Source organism: Luteimonas rhizosphaericola (genome assembly GCF_029888045.1).
Lineage (GTDB): Bacteria > Pseudomonadota > Gammaproteobacteria > Xanthomonadales > Xanthomonadaceae > Luteimonas > Luteimonas rhizosphaericola.
Map to the genome: position 1 here is coordinate 274,366 of NZ_JARXRN010000021.1, position 21,874 is coordinate 296,239.

The window sequence follows — 21,874 nt, forward strand, 5'->3', positions numbered from 1 at the left end:
TCGCGCGCCGCCTCGGCGGCTGCGACAATGCGCCCGCGATGCGCATCGGCCTCTACACCATCGAACCGAACGTGATCCTCGCCCCGATGGCGGGGGTCACCGACAAGCCGTTCCGGCTGCTGTGCAAGCGCCTGGGCGCGGGCCTGGCCGTGTCGGAGATGACCACCAGCGACCCGCGCTTCTGGAAGACCCGCAAGTCGCTCCACCGCATGGACCACGACGGCGAGCCGGACCCGGTCAGCGTGCAGATCGCCGGCACCGTGCCGGCGGTCATGGCCGAGGCCGCGCGCCACAACGCCGCCGAGGGTGCGCAGATCATCGACATCAACATGGGCTGCCCGGCGAAGAAGGTGTGCAACGCCTGGGCCGGTTCGGCGCTGATGCAGGACGAGGCGCTGGTGGCGCGGATCCTGGCGGCGGTGGTGGCCGCGGTGGACGTACCGGTCACGCTCAAGATCCGCACCGGCTGGGACGCGGACCACCGCAATGCGCCGGCGATCGCGCGCATCGCGCAGGACAACGGCATCGCCGCGCTCGCGGTGCACGGGCGCACCCGCGACCAGCACTACACCGGCCGGGCCGAGTACGACACGATCGCGGCGATCAAGGCGTCGGTGCGCATTCCCGTGGTCGCCAACGGCGATGTCGACTCGCCGCGCAAGGCGCTGCAGGTCCTGCGCCACACCGGCGCCGACGCAGTGATGGTCGGTCGCGCCGCGCAGGGGCGTCCGTGGATCTTCCGCGAGATCGCCCACTTCCTCGCCACCGGCGCACTGCTGCCGGAGCCGACGCTCGCCGAGATCCGCGACATCCTGCTGGCGCACCTGGACGCGCTGCACGCCTTCTACGGCGAACAGGCCGGCGTGCGGATCGCGCGCAAGCACCTGGGCTGGTACGCGAAGGACCGTCCGGAGAACGCGGCCTTCCGCGCGGTGGTCAACCGCGCCGACGACGCCGCCTCGCAGCTGCGGCTGACCCGCGACTACTTCGACGCGCTGGCGGCGGGCGTCGCGCCCGAGCTGCCCGCCGCGGCCTGATCCGCGCACGGGCTTGCCAGCTCGCGTCGGGCTGACCATGATCCCGCTCGGGGAATCGAGGCCGCCGCGGCGGCGACAGGGAGTCATCGCATTGGACCAGCACCTTCCGGGCAAGGACGCGTCGCGCCGGCCGATCAAGGCGCGCGGCAACGCGCTCGTCCAGCGCATCGCCGCCGCGCTCGCACGCTCGCCGCTGACACCCAACGCGATCTCGGTGCTCAGCATCGTCTTCGCCGCCGCCGGCGCCGCGGCGCTGCTGTGGCTGCCTCCGTGGGGCGCGTGGCTGTGCGCGCTGGGCATCCAGCTGCGGCTGCTGTGCAACCTGTTCGACGGCATGGTCGCGGTGGAAGGCGGCCGGTCCACGCCGACGGGCGCGCTGTACAACGAGGTGCCCGACCGCGTCGCCGACAGCCTGCTGCTGGTCGCGCTCGGCTACGCCGCCGGACTGTCGTGGGCGGGTTGGCTCGCCGCGCTGCTGGCCGCATCGACCGCCTACATCCGCACCCTGGGCGGTGCGCTGGGCCAGGCGCAGGACTTCCGCGGGCCGATGGCCAAGCAGCACCGCATGGTGCTGATGACGTCCGCCTGCGTGCTCGTCCCGTTCGAGGCGATGGCCGCCGGTTCGCGTTACGCACTGGCGGTGGCGGTGCTGGCGATCGCGCTGGGCGCGCTGGTGACCTGCGCCACCCGCCTGCGCGTCATCGCCCGCCGGCTGGAGGCGACGCCTTGATCGCGCGGCTCGGCGGCGCGGCGCTGGTCGGCTTCACCCGCACCCTGGTCGGGGCGCGCGCGCAGTGGCGGGCGGCGCCGCCGACGGGCCAGTGCATCTTTTTCGCCAACCACACCAGCCATCTGGACACGGTGGCGATCTGGTCGGCACTGACGCCGGCGCAGCGCGCGCCGGTGCGCCCGGTGGCCGCGCGCGACTACTGGGACAGGCCGGGCCTGCGCGGCTGGCTGGCGGGGCGCGTGCTGCGCGCGATCCTGATCGACCGCCAGCGCGCGGATCCCGAGGCCGATCCGCTCGCGCCGGTACGCGACGCCCTGGACCACGGTGATTCACTGATCCTGTTCCCCGAAGGCACGCGCAGCAGCGAACGCCTGCCGCAGCCGTTCAAGTCCGGCCTGTACCGGCTGGCGACGGAGTGTCCGCACGTGGAGCTGGTGCCGGTGTACCTCGACACCCTGCACCGCAGCCTGCCCAAGGGCGCGCTGCTGCCGCTGCCCCTGCCGCTGTACTGCAACGTCAACTTCGGCGCACCACTGTCCCGGGTGGCCGGCGAGACGCGCGAGGCGTTCCTGGAACGCGCGCGCGCGTCGGTGGAGGCGCTGGCATGAGCCCGCAGCAGAAGATCATCACCGTGTTCGGGGGCATCGTCGGGCTGTTGCTGGTGGCCTCGATCGTCGGCTGGCTGCTGTCGCGGCGCGGCGCGGACGGCGGCGGCGCCACGGTGCGCAACCTCAACGCGCGCGTGCGCGCCTGGTGGGGCATGGTCGCCGTGCTGGCGGCGTGCTTCGCGATCGGCCCGGCGGCCACGCTGGTGGTGTTCGCCTTCATCTCGTTCTTCGCCCTGCGCGAGTTCATCACCCTCACCCCCACCCGCGCCGGCGACCACCTGCCGCTGGTGGCGGCGTTCTACCTGCTGATTCCGCTGCAGTACTGGCTGATCCACGACCAGTGGTACGGGCTGTTCGCGATCTTCATCCCGGTGTACGCGTTCCTGGCGCTGCCGGTGCTGGCGGTCTTCGGGGGCGATACCACCGACTTCCTCGAGCGCAGCACCAAGATCCAGTGGGGCGTGATGATCGCGATCTACTGCATCAGCCACGCGCCGGCGCTGATGATCCTGCACCCCGACGCGCCGGCGGGCACCGGCCAGCTGCTGCTGCTCTACCTGATGCTGGTGGTGCAGATCAGCGACGTGCTGCAGTACGTGTTCGGCAAGCTGTTCGGTCGCCGCAAGCTGGCGCCGCTGGTGAGTCCGTCGAAGACGGTGGAAGGCCTGGTCGGCGGCGGCCTGGCGGCGGTGGGCATCGGCACCGCGCTGTGGTGGATGACGCCGTTCACGCCGCTGCAGGCCGCGGGCATGTCGGCGGTGATCGTGCTTGCGGGCGCATGCGGCGGACTGGCGCTGTCGGCGGTCAAGCGCAGCCTCGGCGCCAAGGACTGGGGCCGGATGATCGAAGGGCACGGCGGCATGATGGACCGCATGGACTCGGTGGTCTTCGCCGCGCCGGTGTTCTTCCACTTCACCCGCTACTGGTTTCCCGCGTAGCCGCCGCAGCCCTGTGGCTTGTAGCCCGGATAAGCGCAGCGCATCCGGGGCATCGCGATCTTGCCGCCGAAGCGGCCCTTGCCACAGACAACCGCCTCGCCCATCTGCGACCGCCAGAGGCGGCGGGTCGCGTTAAACGCCGCCTCGGCCCCGGCGGCGGCCTGCGGCCTTGGCCGGGCTACGCGACCGCGCCTCCGCACCGCCGCGTCGCCCGGATAAGCGCAGCGCATCCAGGGCATCGCGAACTGGCGGCCCGATCGGCCATCCGGGCCAGGGCACACGCACCTTCGCCCGCAGCCAACCCGCCCGCAGCCCCACCGGAAGATGTAACCGTCGCTAATGCGCCCCGGGCTGCGGCGAGGCTGCCGCCGGCTCGACCCAGATGCGATCCCACATCTGCGCCAGGCGCCGGCGCGCCTCCCACGGCCACTCCAGCTGCTGCGGCGGCAGCTCGCGCCAGCCGGCCCCGTCGCGCTCGGCGACCGCGAAGTTGAAGCTGTAGTCCGGCTCGGCGCCCATGCGCAGGTCGCTCAGCACCAGGCGACCGTCCCGCACCTGCGCCTTCATGAAGCCATGGTTGAACCACGCCAGCCGCGAGACGGCCGGATAGCCGGCCACCTGCGCCAGCGCGTCGACATCGGAGGCGTGGCGACGGAAGGCGATCGGCCGGCGATCGGCCACCAGCGAATGCTCGCCTTCGACGAAGCCCTCCGGCGTCATCGCAACCACCCTCCACAGCAGCGTGTTGAACGGCATCGGCACCGAAAAGCGAGGCGCATCCTGCAGTCCCAGGGCCGCCAGCGAGCGCTCGGCCTCGCGTTCGACCATCGACTTGGCCACCAGCGACCAGCCCAGGTAGCCGCAGCTCAGGACCAGGCCGGCCACCAGCGCCTGTCGCGCGAGCGGCCTGGCGCCCGCGAACAGCGCCATGCACACGCCCAGCAGCAGCCACAGCGTATAGCCCGGGTCGATGATGAACATGCTCGACCACATCACCGGCGGGGTCGCGAGCGGCCACAGCAGCTGGGTGCCGTACACCGTGAACGCGTCGAGCAGCGGGTGCGTCACCAGCGCCAGCTGGATCGCCCAGAGCCAGGGCCACGGCGCCTGCGCCACGCGACCGCCGCCGCGCCGGAACAGCGCCCAGATGCCCCAAGCCACCAGCGGCAGCACGAACAGCGAGTGGCTCAGGCCGCGATGCAGCGTCATCAGCGCGACCGGATCGTCGGTGAACAGCGCGATCGGGAACGAGTCGAGGTCGGGCAGCGTGCCCAGTGCCGCGCCGGCCAGCATCGCCGCGCGCCGGTGGCCGGCGGGCACCACCGCGCCCGCCACCGCGGCACCGAGCAGGAGCTGGCTGATCGAATCCATGGGCGAATGCTAACAGCGGGTGGAGACGCGGCACATCGTGCGGGCGGCCGCGTCCAGGCGCCCCGCCGGTGCATTCGACGTCGACGCCAGTGGCGGCGCGCGCATGACGTTCCGGCGAATTCAGGCGGCGCGCGCCACCGCGGCCTGCGCCACCAGGCGCAGCCTCGGCGCGAGTTCGGCCAGCGTCTCTCCACGATGCGACAGCAGCCGCAGGGTGCCGTCGTGGTCTTCGGCCAGCGCGGTCAGGCTCTCGACCCAGTCGCCGTCGTTGGCGTACACCAGACCGCCGTGCACCTGCAGGGACGCGCGGTGGATGTGCCCGCAGACGATGCCGTCGAGCCCGCGGCGGCGCGCATCGTCCAGCCCCGCCTGCACGAACCGGGCGATGTAGCGTTCGGCCGCGCCGCTGCGCGACTTGAGGAACTCCGACAGCGACCAGTACCGCAGGCCCAGCCGACGCCGCGACGCGTTGAGCCACTGGTTGCCGGTGAGGATGCGCTCGTACAGCCAGTCCCCGAACCGCTCCTGCAGGTTTCCGAAGTGGGTGATGCTGTCGTAGTCGTCGCCGTGCACCACCAGCAGCCGGCGGCCGTCGGCGGTGACGTGGATCGTGCGCCGCCGCACCTGCATCGACGGCAGCATCAGGCCGCAGAAGCGGCGGATCGCCCGGTCGTGGTTGCCCGGCACGTAGACCAGTTCGGTGCCCTGCCGGGACAGCGCATGCAGCGCCTCGACCACGCGGTTGTGCGCCGGCCCCCAGGCCGCGCGACGCTTCGCCATCCACCACAGGTCGACGATGTCGCCGACCAGGTACAGCCGCTCGCACTGCAGCCGTTCCAGGAATCCGCACAACTCCGCGGCGTGGCAGTGGCGCGACCCGAGATGGACGTCGGAAATGAACACGGTCCGGCAATGCGGCAGCGTCGCGCTCATGCGGCCGCCTCCACCGGCGTACTCAGGCGCAGGTAGCGCGCGCTCTTCGCCAGCCGCAACCGCTGCAGGTCCACCTCCACCAGGCCGTCGATCGAATCGCTGAACTCCGGGTCCACGCCGAACGCCAGGAAGCGCACGCCGCCGGGTTCGCATAGTGCGGTGTACTGGCGGTAGAGCACCGGAATCGCCACGCCCATCGCCGCCAGGTCCCGCTGCAGGCGCGCAAGCGAGGCAGCCGCGTCCTCGTGCGGATCGACCGGTGGCGCCACGCCCTGCCACGGCCGGCGCGCGACCGCGAACACGTCGTCCCCGGTGCCGTGGTGGCGGCGGTAGTGATCGACGATCCGAGCGCTAGCCAAGGGCGGCAGCGCGGCGCTGATCGACACCGCGCCATACAGGTAGCGCACCTCCGGGTGACGCGCGAGGTAGGCGCCGATGCCCTGCCACAGCAGGTCCAGGCTGCGCCCACCGCGGTAGTCGGGATCGACGAAGCTGCGGCCGAGTTCGACCCCCTGCGCCAGCCGCGGCCGCATGGCGTCGGCGTAGTCGAACAGGGTGGCGGTGTAGAGGCCGTCGGTGCCGCGCCTGGCGAGCACCGGCGCGCAGCGCGCGATCCGGTACGCGCCGGCGATGCGTGCCGCGTTCGCGTCCCAGGCCAGGAGATGGTCGTAGTCCGGATCGTGGCGGTCGATGTCGCGCGCGCGCCCGGTGCCCTCGCCGACCGAACGGAATGCACGTTCGCGCAACCGCCCGATCTCCTGCAGCAGCGGCGACCCCTCCCGGCACCGGGCCAGCCGCAGCTCGCGTCCTTCCGGCGTGGTTCCGATCAGGTCGGTGGCCGCGATCGCGAGCCGCAGCCGCGCCGGCGCCAGCGGTGCGGGCAGTGGCGCCATGCGTGGCGCCGCCGCGCCCAGGCGATACAGCGCGCGCCGTACCTCGCGCAACTGTCGCCGGGCATCGCCGTCGGCCGGCAGGCGCACCGGATGGCCCACGTGCAGCTGCAGCGGACGGCCGCGACGGGCGAACATCTCGCGCGCCAGCAGCGCAGTCCCCGCCGGCCGGAACAGCGCCGAGGCCCCGTAGAACAGCGTCGAGTTGCGCGCCACCACCCGCACCGGCAGCACCGGCGCACCCGTGCGCCGCGCGAAATGCAGGCAGCCCCGGCGCCAGTGGCCGTCGCGCACGCCGCGCAGCGACAGCCGCGACACTTCGCCGGAGGGAAATACGATCACGCACTGCTCGCGCTGCAGCGCGGCCTCGATCGCCTGCAGGCTGCCGGCGCGTGCGCGGCCGCCGAACACGCGCACCGGCAGCAGCAGGCCGGACAGCGGCTCGAGCGCGGCGAGGACGTCGTTGGCCACGATCCGCACGTCGCCCCGCACCCGCCCGACCGCGTCGAGCAGCGCCAGCGCGTCCAGTGCGCCGGACGGGTGGTTGGCGACGATCACCAGCCGCCCGTGCGCGGGAATCCGCGACAGCCCGTCGTCGGCGATGCGCGCCTCGGTGCCGAGGAAACGCAGCGCCGCGGCCACGAACGCGAGATCCTGCAGGTGCCCGTGCCCGTCGAGGAAGGCATCGATCGCGTCCAGTCGCGACCAGCGCACCATGCCCCGGAGCAGCGGCCGCGCCATCGCGCCGCGCCGTCCCCGGAACCACTGCGGCCAGCGCTGCTGCAGGCGGTGTTCGATCGGCGGCATCGAGATCTCGGGGTCGGCCCGGTTGGCCGGCAGCCTGCGCTCCGGGCGCGACAGCGGCGTTGCGCTTTTCCTGCGCCGGCGTGACACCGCACCCGCCGGTGCCGCGCGGTCGCCCGGATGAGCGCCGCGCATCCGGGAAGCCGCCCCGCCCGGACCTGCGTCGCCCCCGGCACGCGTCGCTCCCTGACGCGACCGGGAAAACGCATGGCTTCGGGTAACCTGAAGCGCCGCCGCGCGCCGGGTGCGCCACGGGGGCGCCCCGTGTATCATGCGCACCCATCTTTTCATCCGAATTGAAGGATATAAGCCGATGTCCAGCTACCTGTTCACCTCCGAATCGGTCTCGGAAGGCCATCCGGACAAGATCGCCGACCAGATTTCCGATGCGGTGCTGGACGCCATCCTCGCCCAGGACAAGCGCGCGCGCGTGGCCTGCGAGACGATGGTCAAGACCGGCGCGGCGATCGTCGCCGGCGAGGTGACCACCTCGGCCTGGGTCGACATCGAAGGCCTGGCGCGCAAGGTCATCAACGGGATCGGCTACGACAATTCCAGCGTCGGCTTCGACGGCCACACCTGCGCGATCATCAACATGCTCGGCAAGCAGTCGCCCGACATCAACCAGGGCGTGGACCGCAAGAAGCCCGAGGAACAGGGCGCCGGCGACCAGGGCCTGATGTTCGGCTACGCCTGCAACGAAGCGCCCGAGTACATGCCCGCGCCGCTGTACTACAGCCACCGCCTGGTCGAGCAGCAGGCCAAGGTGCGCAAGAGCGGCAAGCTCGCCTGGCTGCGCCCGGACGCCAAGAGCCAGGTCACGCTGCGCTACGACGGCAATGCGATCCTCGGCCTCGACGCGGTGGTGCTCTCGACCCAGCACGATCCGGACATCAAGCAGAAGGACCTGGTGGAGGCCGTGCGCGAGCACATCCTCAAGCCCGTGCTGCCGAAGAAGTGGCTCGAGGCGCTGGGCAGGAACAAGGTGCACATCAACCCGACCGGCAAGTTCGTCATCGGCGGCCCGGTGGGCGACTGCGGCCTGACCGGCCGCAAGATCATCGTCGACACCTACGGCGGCATGGCCCGCCACGGCGGCGGCGCGTTCTCCGGCAAGGATCCGTCGAAGGTCGACCGCAGCGCCGCCTATGCCGCGCGCTACGTGGCCAAGAACATCGTCGCCGCGGGCCTGGCCGACAAGTGCGAGGTGCAGGTGAGCTACGCCATCGGCGTGGCCGAGCCGACCTCGATCTCGGTCACCACCTTCGGCACCGGCAAGGTGGGCGACGAGGTGATCGAGAAGCTGATCCGCAAGCACTTCGACCTGCGTCCCTACGGCATCACGAAGATGCTCGACCTGGAGCACCCGATCTACCAGGCCACCGCGGCCTACGGCCACTTCGGCCGCAAGCCGAAGGACATCACCTACGTCGACGGTGCCGGCAAGAAGCACACCGCCACCGCGTTCTCGTGGGAGCGCACCGACAAGGCCGACGAACTGCGCAAGGCGGCGAAGCTGAAGTAGGCGTCGGCGCACGCCCCCGACGCGGGGGCAACCGCCGGTACGACGGGCCGCGCAAGCGGCCCGTTTCCGTTGGGCCTGGCCGGAGCTGCCAGTCGCCATCGACCCGAGCGCTGCGACGCCGGCCGGCAACGCTGGACACCGTGCGGGCATTGCCACCCGCCCGACGCGACAACGGAGCGTCGGCGCTGGCGTGCTCCGGCGCCGCGTGCTATGTCTAGCCGCATCCCCCACGCTGGACCCGGATCGCCGATGTCGCCTGGCTACGACGAGATGCACGATGCGCAAGGCCAGGTCCGCGCGCACTACGCTGCATTCGACGACTGGCTGCGCGACACCCCCGAAGGCGAGATCGAACGCAAGCGGCGCGAGGCCGAGATCTCCTTCCACCGCGTGGGCATCACCTTCTCGGTCTACGGCGAGGAAGCCGGCAACGAACGGCTGATCCCCTTCGACCTGGCGCCGCGCATCCTGCCCGCGGGCGAATGGCGGATGCTCGAGGCCGGCCTGCGCCAGCGCGTGCTGGCGCTGAACCTGTTCCTGGCCGACGTCTACGGGGACCGCCGCATCCTGCGCGAGGGGCGCATTCCCGCCGAACTGGTGCTGGAGAACAGCGAATACCTGGCGCAGATGATCGGCGTACAGGTGCCCGGCGGCGTGTACTCGCACATTTCCGGGATCGACCTGGTGCGCGCGGGCGACGGCCTGTACTACGTGCTCGAGGACAACCTGCGCGTGCCCTCGGGCGTGTCGTACATGCTCGAGAACCGGCGCATGATGGCGCGCCTGGTGCCCGAGCTGTTCGCGCGCCAGCAGATCGCGCCGGTGGAACGCTACCCCGACGCGCTGCTGGAGATCCTGCGCGAGGCCGCGCCCGACGGCATCGACAGCCCGACGGTGGCCGTGCTCACGCCCGGGGCGGCCAATTCCGCGTACTTCGAGCACGCCTTCCTCGCCCAGCAGATGGGCGTGGAGCTGGTCGAGGGCCAGGACCTGTTCGTGCGCGACGACATGGTCTACATGCGCACCACGCGCGGACCGCAGCGCGTGCACGTGATCTACCGCCGGATCAACGACGACTACCTCGACCCCACCGTGTTCCGCGCCGATTCGCTGCTCGGCGTGCCGGGCATCTTCGAGGCCTACAAGGCCGGGCGCGTCACCCTGGCCAATGCGCCGGGCACGGGCGTGGGCGACGACAAGTCGGTCTACCCCTACGTGCCGGAGATGATCCGCTTCTACCTGTCGGAAGAGCCGATCCTGCTCAACGTGCCGACCTGGATGCTGCGCAATCCCGACGACCTGCGCTACACCCTCGAGCATCTGCCCGAGCTGGTGGTCAAGGAGGTCCACGGCGCCGGCGGCTACGGCATGCTGGTCGGCCCGGCGGCCACACGCCAGGAGATCGAGGACTTCCGCCTGCGCATCCTCGCCGACCCGGGCAACTACATCGCCCAGCCGACGCTGTCGCTGTCCACCTGCCCGACCTTCGTCGAGAGCGGGCTGGCGCCGCGGCACATCGACCTGCGGCCCTACATCCTCAGCGGCAAGCGCATCCACGTGGTGCCCGGCGGCCTGACCCGGGTGGCGCTGCGCGAGGGCTCGCTGGTGGTGAACTCGTCGCAGGGCGGCGGCACCAAGGACACCTGGGTGCTGGAAAGCTGATGCTGTGCCGGACCGCCAACGACCTGTACTGGGCGTCGCGCCACATGGAGCGCGCGGAGAACACCGCGCGCCTGATCGACCTGGCCCTGCGCATCTCCATGCTTCCCGAGCGCTACGACCGCGGCAAGGCCCAGGCCGGGCCGTGGCGGCGCGCGCTCGACGCGCTGGGCGCCAGCGGCCGCTACACGGCCCTGTACGGCACGATCGAACCCGAGGGCGTGCTGCGCCACCTGCTCCTGGCGGCGGACAATCCGTTCTCGATCCACAGCTGCCTGCGTGGCGCGCGGGAAAACGCGCGCGCGCAGCGCGGCGCGATCACGGCCGAGATGTACGAGGATCTCAACACCTCGTGGCTGGAGATCCGCAGCCGCACCTGGGACGGCGTGCGCAGCGACGGCATCAGCAACATCGTCGAGTGGGTGAAGTCGCGCTCGGCCTCGTTCCGCGGCGTCACCATCGGCACGCTCGGCCGCGGCGAGGCCTACCAGTTCCTGCAGCTGGGCGCCTTCATCGAACGCTCGAACTGGGCGATCCGCCTGCTCGACGTGGTCGGCAGCGAGGGCGAGATCGACGAGTCCGGCGAAGTCCGCGACGCGACCGACTATTTCCAGTGGAGCGCGCTGCTGCAGTCGCAGTCGGCGTTCGAGACCTACCGCCGCCTGTACCGCGAATCGGTCACCCCGCGCAGCGTCACCGACCTGATGCTGCTGCGCGACGTGAACCCGCGTTCGCTGCAGACCTGCCTGAACACGCTGCACGAGGTGCTGCGGGCGATGACCGGAGGAGAATCGCTCGAGGTGGTGCGGCTGGCCGGCGCGCTGTCGGCGCAGACCCGCTACGCGCGCATCGACGACATCATCGCCCGTGGCCTGGAGCCCCACCTGCAGGCGACGATGGACCTGCTGGTGGAGCTGGGCGAAGCGATCCACGCCCAGTTCATGGTCTCGCTGGAGGCGGGCCACACGCAGTCCCAGCAGCAGGGCTAGCGCGGCCGCGGGCCCGGACCGGGCCGCGCCCGTCGGTCGCAGGCGCGAACCGCTTCACGATCCGCGGGCGCCGCGGGGGCGCCCCTCCCCGTCGGCCCACGCGGCGTTCAGCCGCGCAGGCCCTCCCCTCCCCCGGGGCGGTATAATCGGCAGCCCGTCGAGGGGCGCTGCGACCGTGATTCCACGGCCAGGCTCGACGGTTGCACCACGCGACAACGGCGCCCGTGACCGCATCCATTGCACTCACGGAGTTCCGCATGAACGCACAATTGAAGACCTTCTCCCAGGAAGGCGACTACAAGGTCGCCGACATCTCGCTGGCCGACTGGGGCCGCAAGGAAATCGACATCGCCGAGCACGAGATGCCCGGCCTGATGTCCATCCGCCGCAAGCACGCCGCCGACGCCCCGCTCAAGGGCGTGCGCGTGACCGGCTCGCTGCACATGACCATCCAGACCGCGGTGCTGATCGAGACGCTCAAGGACATCGGCGCCGACGTGCGCTGGGCCTCGTGCAACATCTTCAGCACCCAGGACCACGCCGCCGCGGCGATCGCCGCCACCGGCACCCCGGTGTTCGCCTGGAAGGGCGAGACGCTGGAGGAGTACTGGGACTGCACGCTCGACGCGCTGTCCTTCCCCGACGGCAAGGGCGGCTTCCTCGGCCCGCAACTGGTGGTGGACGACGGCGGCGACGTGACCCTGCTGATCCACAAGGGCTTCGAGCTCGAGCAGGGCGACGAGTCCTGGGTGAACGGGCCTTCCGGCAGCCACGAGGAGCAGGTGATCAAGACCCTGCTCAAGCGCGTGGCCAAGGAGCGTCCCGGCTTCTGGAAGGCCGTCGTCGCCGACTGGAAGGGCGTGTCGGAGGAAACCACCACCGGCGTGCACCGCCTCTACCAGCTGGCCGAGCGCGGCAAGCTGCTGGTGCCGGCGATCAACGTCAACGACTCGGTCACCAAGTCGAAGTTCGACAACCTCTACGGCTGCCGCGAGTCGCTGGCCGACGGCCTCAAGCGCGCGCTCGACGTGATGCTGGCCGGCAAGGTGGCCGTGGTCTGCGGCTATGGCGACGTCGGCAAGGGTTCGGCGGCCTCGCTGCGCGCTTACGGCGCGCGCGTGATCGTGACCGAGATCGATCCGATCTGCGCCCTGCAGGCGGCGATGGAGGGCTTTGAAGTCACCACGATCGAGGACACCCTCGGCCGCGCCGACATCTACGTCACCACCACCGGCAACAAGGACATCATCACCCTCGACCACATGAAGGCGATGAAGGACCAGGCCATCGTCTGCAACATCGGCCACTTCGACAACGAGATCCAGGTCGATGCGCTGTACGCGTCGGGCGCGGTGAAGACCAACATCAAGCCGCAGGTGGACAAGTTCACCTTCGCCAACGGCAATGCGATCTTCCTGCTGGCCGAGGGCCGCCTGGTGAACCTGGGCTGCGCGACCGGGCATCCGAGCTTCGTGATGTCGAACTCGTTCTCCAACCAGACCCTGGCCCAGATCGACCTGTGGGCGAACAGGGACGCCTACGAGTCGAAGGTCTACATCCTGCCCAAGCAGCTCGACGAGGAAGTCGCGCGCCTGCACCTGGAAAAGATCGGCGTGAAGCTGACCAAGCTCACGAAGGAGCAGGCCGACTACCTCGGCGTGGCGGTCGAAGGCCCGTACAAGCCGGAGCACTACCGCTACTGAGCGGGCCCGGCCAGGCGGCATCTCGACGGGCGCCTTCGGGCGCCCGTTGCGTGTCCGGTACCCGCTTGTCCCCGGCGCGCGCGGGACCTACCCTGCGGCGCACCGCCCGCATGGATCCGACGCGATGCCCGAACCGACCATCCCCGGACCCGACGGCCGCCCGCGCTGCCGCTGGTGCGCGGCGGCGCCCGAGTTCTTCGACTACCACGACCGCGAATGGGGCTTCCCGGTCGCCGACGACCGGCGCCTGTTCGAGAAGCTGTGCCTGGAAAGTTTCCAGTCCGGCCTGAGCTGGCGCACGATCCTGGCCAAGCGCGAGAATTTCCGCGCCGCGTTCGCGGGCTTCGACTTCGATGCGGTGGCGCGCTTCGGACCGCGCGAGGCCGAGCGCCTGCTCGGCGACGCCGGCATCGTGCGCCATCGCGGCAAGATCGAGGCGGTGATCAACAACGCCGCCCGCGCCCGCGAGCTTGTCGACGCCGAAGGCTCGCTCGCCGCCTTCGTCTGGCGCTACGAGGCCGGGCGGGAAGCGGATGGCGCGGCGCAGGCCGTGTCGACGTCCCCCGAATCCGTGGCGCTGTCGAAGGAGTTCAAGCGCCGCGGCTGGGCCTTCGTGGGTCCGACGACGGTCTACGCCTTCATGCAGGCGATGGGGCTGGTGAACGACCACGCGCACGCCTGCGTGGTCCGCACGGAGGTCGAGGCGGCACGCGCGGCGTTCCGCCGGCCCGCGTAGTCGCGCGCCCCGCGCGTGCCGAAGCCCGCGGACGACGCGCACATGGGCTGTCGGGTCCGGTACGGACAGCCGCCACTCACGGCCGCCAGTTCGCGTTGCGCTCCCAGAACTCCACGCTGCGGCGATAGGCGTCGCGATCCAGCGGCACGCCCGACCCTCCTTCCTCCACGCCCAGCGCATTGCGCATCATGGTCACCGGCGCCATCGGGATCTCCTCCGGCGCCATCGTGTACAGGCAGCCGACGATGCCCCAGTCGCCGTCGATCGGGGCGCCCTCGGTCGCCAGCTGTTCCGCGCTGTAGAGGATTGCGACCAGGTAGTCGGCCACCGGCGGCTCGACGCCCTCGAACCAGCGCACCAGCACCGGCAGTTCGTCGCGCGAGCGCGCTTCGTAGGCCGAGCGCAGCAGGTGGCGGTTGTCGTCGGTGACCGGCACGGTGAGGCAGCGCGTCGAGGTCCAGTTGCGATGCACGTGCAGCCGGCAGAACGGCGCGTAGCCGTCCAGCACCCGCAGCGGCGCGTGGTCGTTGAGATGGCGCTCGAACTGCGACGGCGTGCAGTCCTGGATGGTGTTGCGCCGCGGCGCGCGCGGAAACAGTCGCGCGCGGGCGAACGGAGTGAGGACGATGCGCATGGCGCCATGATGCCAAACGCGCGATCCGGGACCCTGCCAGGCCATCGGAGCGACGGCCGGCGCGGCGGGAGGCCCGCCCCGGCGTCAAGCACCGGCGTCGCGCGCTCCCGACGCCGCCTCGTCCCGTCCCCCCTCGATCACCGGCCCCGTCCCCGGATCACTCTCCGCAGCCACGCCTGCCGCGGTCCGCGCGAGGCACCCCGGAACACGGGCGGTGTCGCAAAAGTCTTATCATCCATCGCGATACAGAGATATAATCCGCCCGTCCCCGCCGCGGCCGCCGTCGATGATCCCCGTCAGCTTCGAGTTCTATCCGCCCAAGACCGACGACCAGCGCGAGCAGCTTGACCGCACCGTGTCCCGGCTCAGGTCGCACGCGCCGGACTACGTCTCGTGCACGTTCGGGGCCGGCGGTTCGACCCTGAGCTACACCGCCGACACCGTGCGCCGGCTGCTGCAGGACCACGGCTTGGACGCGGCCCCGCACCTGTCCTGCGTCGGCGGCACGCGCGCGGAGATCGCCGAGCTGCTCGATCAGTACCGCGCGCTCGGCTGCCGCCGCCTGGTCGCCCTGCGCGGCGACCTGCCTTCGGGCATGGGCCATCCGGGCGACCTGCGCTACGCCGCGGACCTGATCGGCTTCATCCGGGAACGCCACGGCGCTCACTTCCACGTCGAGGTCGGCGCCTATCCGGAGATGCATCCGCAGGCGGAGGACGCGCTGACGGACCTGCGCCACTTCAAGGCCAAGGTCGACGCCGGCGCCGATGGCGCGATCACGCAGTACTTCTACAACGCCGACGCCTACTTCCACTTCGTCGATGCGGTGCGCGCGCTCGGGGTGGAAGTGCCGATCGTGCCGGGAATCATGCCGATCTCGAACTTCGCCCAGCTGCGGCGGTTCTCCGAGCAGTGCGGCGCCGAGATCCCGCGCTGGATCACGAAGAAGATGCAGGCGATGGGCGACGACGCCGGCGCGATCCGCGAGTTCGGCGCCGACATCGTCGCCCGGCTGTGCCGGCGGCTGGTCGACGGCGGCGCGCCCGCGCTGCACTTCTACACGCTCAACCTCGCCAAGCCGACCCAGGCGGTGCTCGCGCGCATGGCGTGAGGCCGCGCCGACACCCCGCGCGCCGGGTCGCAGACCTGGCGGACTCAGGCGTGCTCGGTGCGGTTGCGGCCGGCGATCTTGGCGCGATACAGCGCCGCATCGACGTCGCCGTAGAACGCGTCGGCGTCTTCGTGGCGCGCAGGATCGAACTGGCCGCAGCCGATGCTGACGGTCACCGCCACCTCGCGGTCCAGTGCCTGCACGGGTTGCCCGGCCAGCGCCTTGCGGAAGGCTTCCGCCCGCTGCGATGCCTGCGCGCGCGCGGCCCGGATGACCACCCCGAATTCCTCGCCGCCGAGCCGCACCGGCAGGTCGCCCGGCTCGCGGAAGTGCTCGCGCAGGCGCTGGGCCAGCGCCACCAGGCAGGCATCCCCGGCGCGGTGGCCGAGGCTGTCGTTGATGCGCTTGAAGTGGTCTACGTCGATGATCAGCAGCGACACCGCACGCGCCGGCGCCGCACCGTCCACGGCCCGCGCCAGCGCGGCGCCGAATTCGCGCCGGTTGGCGAGCCCGGTCAGGCCGTCGACCTGGCTCTGGCGCTCGAACAGGTCGCGCTGGTGGCGCAGGTCCTCTTCCAGCTCCAGCCGCGTGCGGTACTCGCGGTGGCTGCGCCGCAGCACCATCAGCATGTACAGCATGTACACGCCCCACATGATCGCGACCCATTGCGATGCGCCCTGCCACAGCACCACCTGGCTGGGCACCATCACGCACAGGATCGCCACCACCGCGGGCGTGGTGCGCATGCACATCGTGTGCGCCAGAGCCATGCCGAACGCGCCCGAGAAGAGCAGTGCCACCAGGGGCGCCGGCTCCGGCAGCGCGGCGAAGGTCCAGGCGCTGAACGCGCCCCACAGCGCGGTCGAACCCAGCACCACCGCCCACAGCCGCCGCAGCTTGCGGCGCGCTTCGTCGACATCTGGCGCGGCGGACGGCCCGATCAGGCAGCGCGCGATCGCCAGCGCCAGCAGACCGCCCACCACCGCGAGCGCGTGCCAGCGCCATTGCCACAGGCCTGCGGCCAGGAACGCCAGCAGCGCCGCGACCGGATAGAAGAAGCCCCCCAGGCGCGCGCGCTCGCAGGATTCGCGCAGTTCCTGCAGCAAGAGGTTGCGCCCGCGCTGCGCCGCGCGCTGCTCGATGAATTCGTCCTGCGGCATGTGCTGCGTCGTGCGCCGCGCCGGCGCGCGGCCCTCCCCCCTCGCCTTGCCCCTAGCGTACCCCCGGCGCCACCCGCCTGCCCATGGGTCCGGCATGAACGGGCGGGGCGCGCGAAGACGGCCTGAACGCGACGCGCCCGCGGACTTCCCGCGCGGCAGGCGCGGCGATAGGCTGCGGCGATGCCGCACCCGTTCCAGCCCCGCGCCCTGGCCCTGCTCCTGCTGCTCGCGCTGCCGGCGCTCGCGCCGGCGGCGCAGGGCCAGATCCGCCGCTGCGTCACCGACGACGGCAGCCACGTCTACACCGACCGCGCCTGCAAGGACCTGGGCGCGACCGAGCGGGTGCCGCGCCAGGGCGTGGCCGACGCCCCCGGCGGGCGCTACATCCGCCGCGACTGCAGCCGCAACCTGCAGGACCTGGTGTTCGAGCTGACCTCCGCCATCGACGGGCGCGACGTCAACCGCCTGGCCGGGATCTACCACTGGCCCGGCACGTCCTCGCGCACCGCCTACGCGATCATGGGCCGCCTCGACGCCATCGTGAACCGGCCGCTGATCGACGTCAGTCCGCTGCAGCCGCCGCCCGCGCCGACACTCCCGGCTGCGCCCGCGTCCGCCGGCAGCCTCACCTGGCGCAGCCCGGCGCGCCCGGAGATGCGCACCACCTCGAACCCGCAGACCGGCGGCGGAGCGGACGCTGCCCTGCCCGATTCGGTCCGGGCCGCCGCCCAGCGCGGGCAGCAGGCGCGTCGGGCCCCGACCGGGCTGGTGGTCGACCAGACGGTCGCCAACCGGATCACGCCGCTGCAGACGGTGTTCTCGCTGCGCCGGCACCTCGGATGCTGGTGGGTGAGCCTGTAGCCATCGGTGCCCGACGCAGCCGCGGGGCGGACGCGTGCGGGCGCCGCAATCGGGCAAAATGACGCTTTCGAACCTCGAGGGCGGCGCATGCAGTACCCGGACTGGATCTGGCACAACGGCGCGATCAAGCCGTGGGCCGAAGGCACCACCCACGTCATGTCGCACGCGCTGCACTACGGCTCGTCCGTGTTCGAGGGCATCCGCTGCTACGACACCGCGCAGGGCCCGGCGATCTTCCGCCTCACCGACCACAACCGGCGCCTGTACCTGTCGGCCAAGATCCACGAGATCGACATCCCCTACTCGCTGGAGCAGATCAACGCCGCCTGCCGCGAGGTGATCGCCGCCAACGGCAACACCACCGACTACCTGCGTCCGGTCGCCTACCGCGGCCTCGGCGGGTTCGGGCTCTCGGCCGAGACCCCGGTGGACGTGGCCGTAGCCACCTGGAAGATGGGCAAGTACCTGGGCGACGAGGCGCTGTCGAACGGCATCGACGCCTGCGTGTCGAGCTGGCAGCGGTTCGCCCCCAACACCATCCCCGCCGGCGCCAAGGCCGGTGGCAACTATCTGTCGGGCACCCTGGTCGCGCGCGAGGCGCGGAGGCTGGGATTCGGCGAGGGCATCGCCCTGGCTTCGACCGGGCTGCTCAGCGAAGGCGCCGGCGAGAACCTGTTCCTGGTCTTCGACGGCGCGCTGCACACCACGCCGGTCAGCGCCGCGCTGCTCAACGGCATCACCCGCAACTCGATCATCACCCTGGCGCGCGATGCCGGCCTGACGGTCATCGAGCGCGACCTGCCGCGCGAATACCTGTATCTGTGCGACGAGCTGTTCATGTGCGGCACGGCGGCGGAGATCACGCCGATCCGCTCGGTGGACGGGCGCCAGGTCGGCGCCGGCAAGGCCGGGCCGGTGACGCGCCGGATCCAGGAGCTGTTCTTCGGCCTGTTCGACGGCGGCACGCAGGACAAATACGGCTGGCTCGAAGCGGTGTAGCGCTGTCGCCAGCCGCTGCGCCCCGGACCGCCGCACGGCGCGCGGCCGGGACCTGGACGGATCGAGCGCGCGGTCGTGTTGTCCTGGCCGACGACCACGTGGCGCGCTGCCCCGCACCGGATCGATGCGCCGCTCATGGATCGCCGCGGTCGCGCGTGGCCGCCTCGCCCGTGAGCGGCACGAACCGCACCGGTATCACGACCCGTTCGTGCAGGCTGCCGTCCTCGCGCTTCTCCACCACCCGCAGCTCCTGCGTGGCGTGCAGCGGGCCGACCGGAATCACCAGCCGCCCGCCCGGCGCGAGCTGTTCGAGCAGCGGCGGCGGAATGCGTTCGGGCGCGGCGGTCACCACGATGGCGCCGAACGGCGCGTGCTCCGGCCAGCCGGCGTAGCCGTCGCCGCTGCGCACGGCGACGTTGCTGTAGCCCAGCCGGCGCAACGTCAGCGCCGCCCGCGTCGCCAGTGGCGTGACGATCTCGATGCTGTAGACCTCGCCCGCCAGTTCGGCCAGCACCGCCGCCTGGTAGCCCGAGCCGGTGCCCACCTCGAGCACCCGGTCGTCCGGCGCCGGGCGCGCGAGCTGGGTCATCAAGGCGACGATGTAGGGCTGGGAGATGGTCTGGTCGTGGCCGATCGGCAGCGGCTGGTCGCCGTAGGCCTGTTCGGCGAGCGCCTCGGGCACGAAGCGGTGGCGGGGCACCCTGCGCATCGCGTCCAGCACGCGCGTATCGTCGATGCCGCGGGCGACGAGTTGCTGTTCGACCATCGCCTGGCGCGCGGCGGCCGCGGGATCGCCGCTGCCCAGGCCGGTCTGCGCGCAGGCCGCAACCGGCACCCAGCACAGGCCGAGCAGCCAGCGCCAGAAGCGGTGTTTCGGCTTGGGTGATGGGGTATCCATCGCCCGGCTCCATGCGGAATGGCGACGGAGCGCATCATCGCACGGCCACGCGCGTGGCCGGCGAGCGGACCCCGGATGCGCTTGTCTTATCCGGGCTGCGTGATCGGAAGTTCGATGGCGCGGGGCGCGCACCGGCCGCCCGCGCGCCGGGTCACTCCTGGGCGGGCGCGAAGGTCAGGGTGGCGATCACGCCCTGGGTCTCGCCCGGCACCACCCGCACGTTCCAGCCGTAGAGCGCGCACAGCCGGCGCACGATCGACAGGCCGATGCCGCCGCCCTGCGAGTGTTCGGCGTGGGTGCCGCGGTAACCGCGCTCGAACAGGCGTGCCGCGTCCTCGGCACTGAGGCCGGGGCCGGAGTCGATCACCTCCACCGCATTGTCGAGCAGCCGCACCACCACCTCGCCCTGCTGCGTGTACTTGACCGCGTTGCCCACCAGGTTGCCGAGCGCGACAGTGACCGCCGATTCCGGAGCATCGACCACCACCTGCCCCGGCGCACCGTCGAGCCGCAGCCGCAGCGGCTTGCTGCCGAGCTGGCCGCGGTGGGCGTCGAACAGCTGCTCGGCCACCCGGGCGACGTCGGTGGCCCCGTGTCCGCGCTCGTTGCGCGAAAGCAGCAGCAGTGCGCTGATCAGGTCGGTGCACTGCTGTTCGGCGCGCTGGATGCGCAGCAGCCGCGCGCGGGTCTTGTCGTCAAGCTCCGGGCGCGAGAGCAAGAGTTCCACCGCCCCGCGGATCACCGCCAGCGGCGTGCGCAGTTCGTGGCTGACGTCGGCGTTGAACTCGCGGTCGCGCTGCACCACCTCGGTCAGGCGCGCAGCGTAGTCGTCCAGCGCCTTGGCCAGTTCGCCGACCTCGTCGTCCGGGAAATGCGGGGCCAGCGGGTCGGGCGCGGTACTGCCGCCGGACTGCCCGAGGCGTGCCGCCAGCTCCGAGACCGGACTCATCACCCGCGACGCCGACCACCACCCCAGCAGCAGCGACAGCAGCGAGAACAGCAGCACCGAGCCCAGGATCGCGCGCCGGAACTTGTCCTCGCCCTGGCGCACCTGGGTCATGTCGTAGGCGAGGAAGAACCAGGCTTCCGGCGTCTTGCGCACGGCCAGCAGGTAGTTGGTCTCCTGGCCGAATTCGTCGATGTCGCTGAAGTTGTGGATGCCGTCTTCCAGCCGCGCCCATTCCGGCCGGTTGGCGCGCACGGTGTCGAAGCGGTCGGCGGGGAACACCCAGGCCCGCATCTGCGCCACCGGCGCCACGGGCTGTTCGGGGTTGAGCGCGTACTCGTGCGCGGCCGCGTCGATGTTGCGGTTGAGCACGTCCTCGACCAGGTCGTTCTCGACCCGGTTGCGGGTCCAGTTGGTCGCGAAGGCGAACAGGACCATCAGGCCGACGCCCAGCAGGAAGAACGTCAGGATGATGCGGCTGCGCAGCCGCCTGCGGTAGCGGCGTGCGGCGCGGCCGCGCGCCGGGGTCGGCCGCTCCGCGTCAGCCTGCGCCATCGGGCGCGGCGATCCGGTAGCCGATGCCGTGGCGGGTCTGGATCAGCGGCACGTCGAACGGCTTGTCGATCACCGCGCGCAGGCCGTGGATGTGCACCCGCAGCGAGTCCGAATCGGGCAGTTCCTCGCCCCAGACCCGGGTTTCCAGGTCCTGGCGGGTGACCACTGCCGGCGAGGCTTCCATCAGCGCCTGCAGGATCTTCAGCGCGGTCGGGTTGAGCTGCACCAGCTTGCCCTGGCGACGCACTTCCAGGGTGTCGAGGTTGTACTCGAGGTCGTGCACGTCCAGCACCCGCGTCTGCACGCCCTTGCCGCGGCGAGAGAGCGCGTTCAGCCGAACCTCGACTTCCTGCAGCGCGAAGGGCTTGACCAGGTAGTCGTCGGCGCCGGAATCGAAGCCGGCGAGCTTGTTGTCCAGGCTGTCGCGCGCGGTCAGCATCAGCACCGGGGTCTGCTTGCGGGCCTCGTTGCGCAGCTTGCGGCAGACCTCGAGCCCGTCGATCCCGGGCAGGTTGAGGTCGAGCACGATCGCATCGAAGTCGTGGACCACCGCCAGGTGCAGGCCGGTGACGCCGTCGGCGGCGAAGTCGACGGTGTGGCCGCGGTCCTCGAGATAGTCGCCGAGGTTGGCGGCGATGTCCTGGTTGTCTTCGATGACGAGGATGCGCATGTACGGATTCCGTGGGGGCGGCCGGTTGGACCGCGGGATGGGGTTGCGGTTCCGCCGGCGCGGGAGGCGGATTCTGTCACACGCCCCGGTCGCGGCCGCGTCGACGCGCACCCACAA

20 protein-coding genes and 1 riboswitch are annotated in these 21,874 nt (G+C 71.4%); of the genes, 12 read left to right on the plus strand and 8 right to left on the minus strand.

Translation table 11 applies throughout. The annotated features are described in order from the left end of the window. Nucleotides 1-38: 38 nt before the first annotated feature. The 4 genes from dusB to QFW80_RS07640 all read left to right on the plus strand — a co-directional run bounded on the left by dusB (nt 39) and on the right by QFW80_RS07640 (nt 3,313). Entirely contained in the window at nt 39-1,037 is a 999-nt protein-coding gene (gene dusB / locus QFW80_RS07625; RefSeq protein ID WP_280601025.1) for a tRNA dihydrouridine synthase DusB, read from the plus strand. A 91-nt stretch (nt 1,038-1,128) separates the two neighbouring features. Then, the gene (locus QFW80_RS07630) at nt 1,129-1,767 is read left to right on the plus strand and encodes a CDP-alcohol phosphatidyltransferase family protein (RefSeq protein WP_280601027.1); all 639 of its coding nucleotides are present in this window, start codon (nt 1,129-1,131) and stop codon (nt 1,765-1,767) included. Beyond that, on the plus strand, nt 1,764-2,375 hold the full coding sequence (locus QFW80_RS07635; protein ID WP_280601029.1) for a lysophospholipid acyltransferase family protein: 612 nt from the start codon (nt 1,764-1,766) through the stop codon (nt 2,373-2,375). The genes QFW80_RS07630 and QFW80_RS07635 overlap by 4 nt, the downstream gene beginning before the upstream one ends. Continuing rightward, nucleotides 2,372-3,313 (plus strand): phosphatidate cytidylyltransferase, encoded by a 942-nt coding sequence (locus tag QFW80_RS07640; protein WP_280601030.1) that lies wholly within the window; start codon nt 2,372-2,374, stop codon nt 3,311-3,313. The genes QFW80_RS07635 and QFW80_RS07640 overlap by 4 nt, the downstream gene beginning before the upstream one ends. Nucleotides 3,314-3,649: 336 nt before the next feature. Here QFW80_RS07640 and QFW80_RS07645 read toward each other — a convergent pair whose 3' ends face one another. From QFW80_RS07645 to olsF, 3 genes are all read right to left on the minus strand, one after another. Then, nucleotides 3,650-4,684: a metal-dependent hydrolase gene (locus QFW80_RS07645; RefSeq protein ID WP_280601031.1), complete on the minus strand. Its 1,035-nt coding sequence runs from the start codon at nt 4,682-4,684 to the stop codon at nt 3,650-3,652. A 120-nt stretch (nt 4,685-4,804) separates the two neighbouring features. Next, nucleotides 4,805-5,617 (minus strand): UDP-2,3-diacylglucosamine diphosphatase, encoded by an 813-nt coding sequence (locus tag QFW80_RS07650; protein ID WP_280601032.1) that lies wholly within the window; start codon nt 5,615-5,617, stop codon nt 4,805-4,807. Next, the gene (gene olsF / locus QFW80_RS07655; RefSeq protein ID WP_280601033.1) at nt 5,614-7,314 is read right to left on the minus strand and encodes a bifunctional ornithine lipid synthase OlsF; all 1,701 of its coding nucleotides are present in this window, start codon (nt 7,312-7,314) and stop codon (nt 5,614-5,616) included. The genes QFW80_RS07650 and olsF overlap by 4 nt, the downstream gene beginning before the upstream one ends. 310 nt (nt 7,315-7,624) lie before the next feature. On the opposite strand from olsF, the gene metK reads away from it, so the two are divergent. The 5 genes from metK (at nt 7,625) to QFW80_RS07680 (ending at nt 13,923) form a co-directional block, all read left to right on the plus strand. Beyond that, a complete protein-coding gene (gene metK, locus QFW80_RS07660; protein ID WP_280601034.1) occupies nt 7,625-8,836 on the plus strand; it encodes a methionine adenosyltransferase in 1,212 nt (403 codons plus the stop codon). A gap of 249 nt (nt 8,837-9,085) precedes the next feature. Beyond that, nucleotides 9,086-10,498 (plus strand): circularly permuted type 2 ATP-grasp protein, encoded by a 1,413-nt coding sequence (locus QFW80_RS07665; RefSeq protein ID WP_280601035.1) that lies wholly within the window; start codon nt 9,086-9,088, stop codon nt 10,496-10,498. Next, nucleotides 10,498-11,484 carry an alpha-E domain-containing protein gene (locus tag QFW80_RS07670; protein WP_280601037.1) on the plus strand — a complete coding sequence of 329 codons (987 nt, stop codon included), beginning with the start codon at nt 10,498-10,500 and terminating at the stop codon, nt 11,482-11,484. The genes QFW80_RS07665 and QFW80_RS07670 overlap by 1 nt, the downstream gene beginning before the upstream one ends. 153 nt (nt 11,485-11,637) lie before the next feature. Continuing rightward, nucleotides 11,638-11,715, plus strand: a riboswitch (S-adenosyl-L-homocysteine riboswitch). A 26-nt stretch (nt 11,716-11,741) separates the two neighbouring features. After that, entirely contained in the window at nt 11,742-13,187 is a 1,446-nt protein-coding gene (gene ahcY / locus QFW80_RS07675; RefSeq protein ID WP_280601038.1) for an adenosylhomocysteinase, read from the plus strand. Between the two features lie 124 nt (nt 13,188-13,311). Then, nucleotides 13,312-13,923 (plus strand): DNA-3-methyladenine glycosylase I, encoded by a 612-nt coding sequence (locus QFW80_RS07680; RefSeq protein WP_280601040.1) that lies wholly within the window; start codon nt 13,312-13,314, stop codon nt 13,921-13,923. A 76-nt stretch (nt 13,924-13,999) separates the two neighbouring features. Here the strand turns inward: QFW80_RS07680 and QFW80_RS07685 are convergent, their stop codons facing one another. After that, on the minus strand, nt 14,000-14,557 hold the full coding sequence (locus QFW80_RS07685; protein WP_280601042.1) for a DUF3228 family protein: 558 nt from the start codon (nt 14,555-14,557) through the stop codon (nt 14,000-14,002). 286 nt (nt 14,558-14,843) lie between these two features. On the opposite strand from QFW80_RS07685, the gene metF reads away from it, so the two are divergent. Further along, nucleotides 14,844-15,668 carry a methylenetetrahydrofolate reductase [NAD(P)H] gene (gene metF, locus QFW80_RS07690; RefSeq protein WP_280601043.1) on the plus strand — a complete coding sequence of 275 codons (825 nt, stop codon included), beginning with the start codon at nt 14,844-14,846 and terminating at the stop codon, nt 15,666-15,668. Between the two features lie 44 nt (nt 15,669-15,712). On the opposite strand, the gene QFW80_RS07695 is transcribed toward metF, so the two are convergent. Continuing rightward, complete coding sequence (locus tag QFW80_RS07695) at nt 15,713-16,828, minus strand: GGDEF domain-containing protein (RefSeq protein ID WP_280601044.1); 1,116 nt, start codon at nt 16,826-16,828, stop codon at nt 15,713-15,715. A gap of 180 nt (nt 16,829-17,008) precedes the next feature. On the opposite strand from QFW80_RS07695, the gene QFW80_RS07700 reads away from it, so the two are divergent. After that, nucleotides 17,009-17,689, plus strand: a complete 681-nt coding sequence (locus QFW80_RS07700) for a DUF4124 domain-containing protein (RefSeq protein ID WP_280601046.1) — start codon at nt 17,009-17,011, stop codon at nt 17,687-17,689. Nucleotides 17,690-17,776: 87 nt separating this feature from the next. Beyond that, entirely contained in the window at nt 17,777-18,688 is a 912-nt protein-coding gene (locus tag QFW80_RS07705) for a branched-chain amino acid transaminase (protein ID WP_280601048.1), read from the plus strand. A gap of 133 nt (nt 18,689-18,821) precedes the next feature. Here QFW80_RS07705 and QFW80_RS07710 read toward each other — a convergent pair whose 3' ends face one another. The 3 genes from QFW80_RS07710 to QFW80_RS07720 form a co-directional block, all read right to left on the minus strand. Beyond that, nucleotides 18,822-19,586, minus strand: a complete 765-nt coding sequence (locus tag QFW80_RS07710) for a protein-L-isoaspartate(D-aspartate) O-methyltransferase (RefSeq protein WP_280601049.1) — start codon at nt 19,584-19,586, stop codon at nt 18,822-18,824. Between the two features lie 151 nt (nt 19,587-19,737). Then, nucleotides 19,738-21,087 carry a sensor histidine kinase gene (locus tag QFW80_RS07715; RefSeq protein WP_280601051.1) on the minus strand — a complete coding sequence of 450 codons (1,350 nt, stop codon included), beginning with the start codon at nt 21,085-21,087 and terminating at the stop codon, nt 19,738-19,740. Continuing rightward, nucleotides 21,074-21,757, minus strand: coding sequence for a response regulator transcription factor (locus tag QFW80_RS07720; RefSeq protein ID WP_280601053.1), 684 nt, complete (start codon nt 21,755-21,757; stop codon nt 21,074-21,076). Before QFW80_RS07720 ends, QFW80_RS07715 begins: the two co-directional genes overlap by 14 nt. Nucleotides 21,758-21,874: the final 117 nt, after the last annotated feature.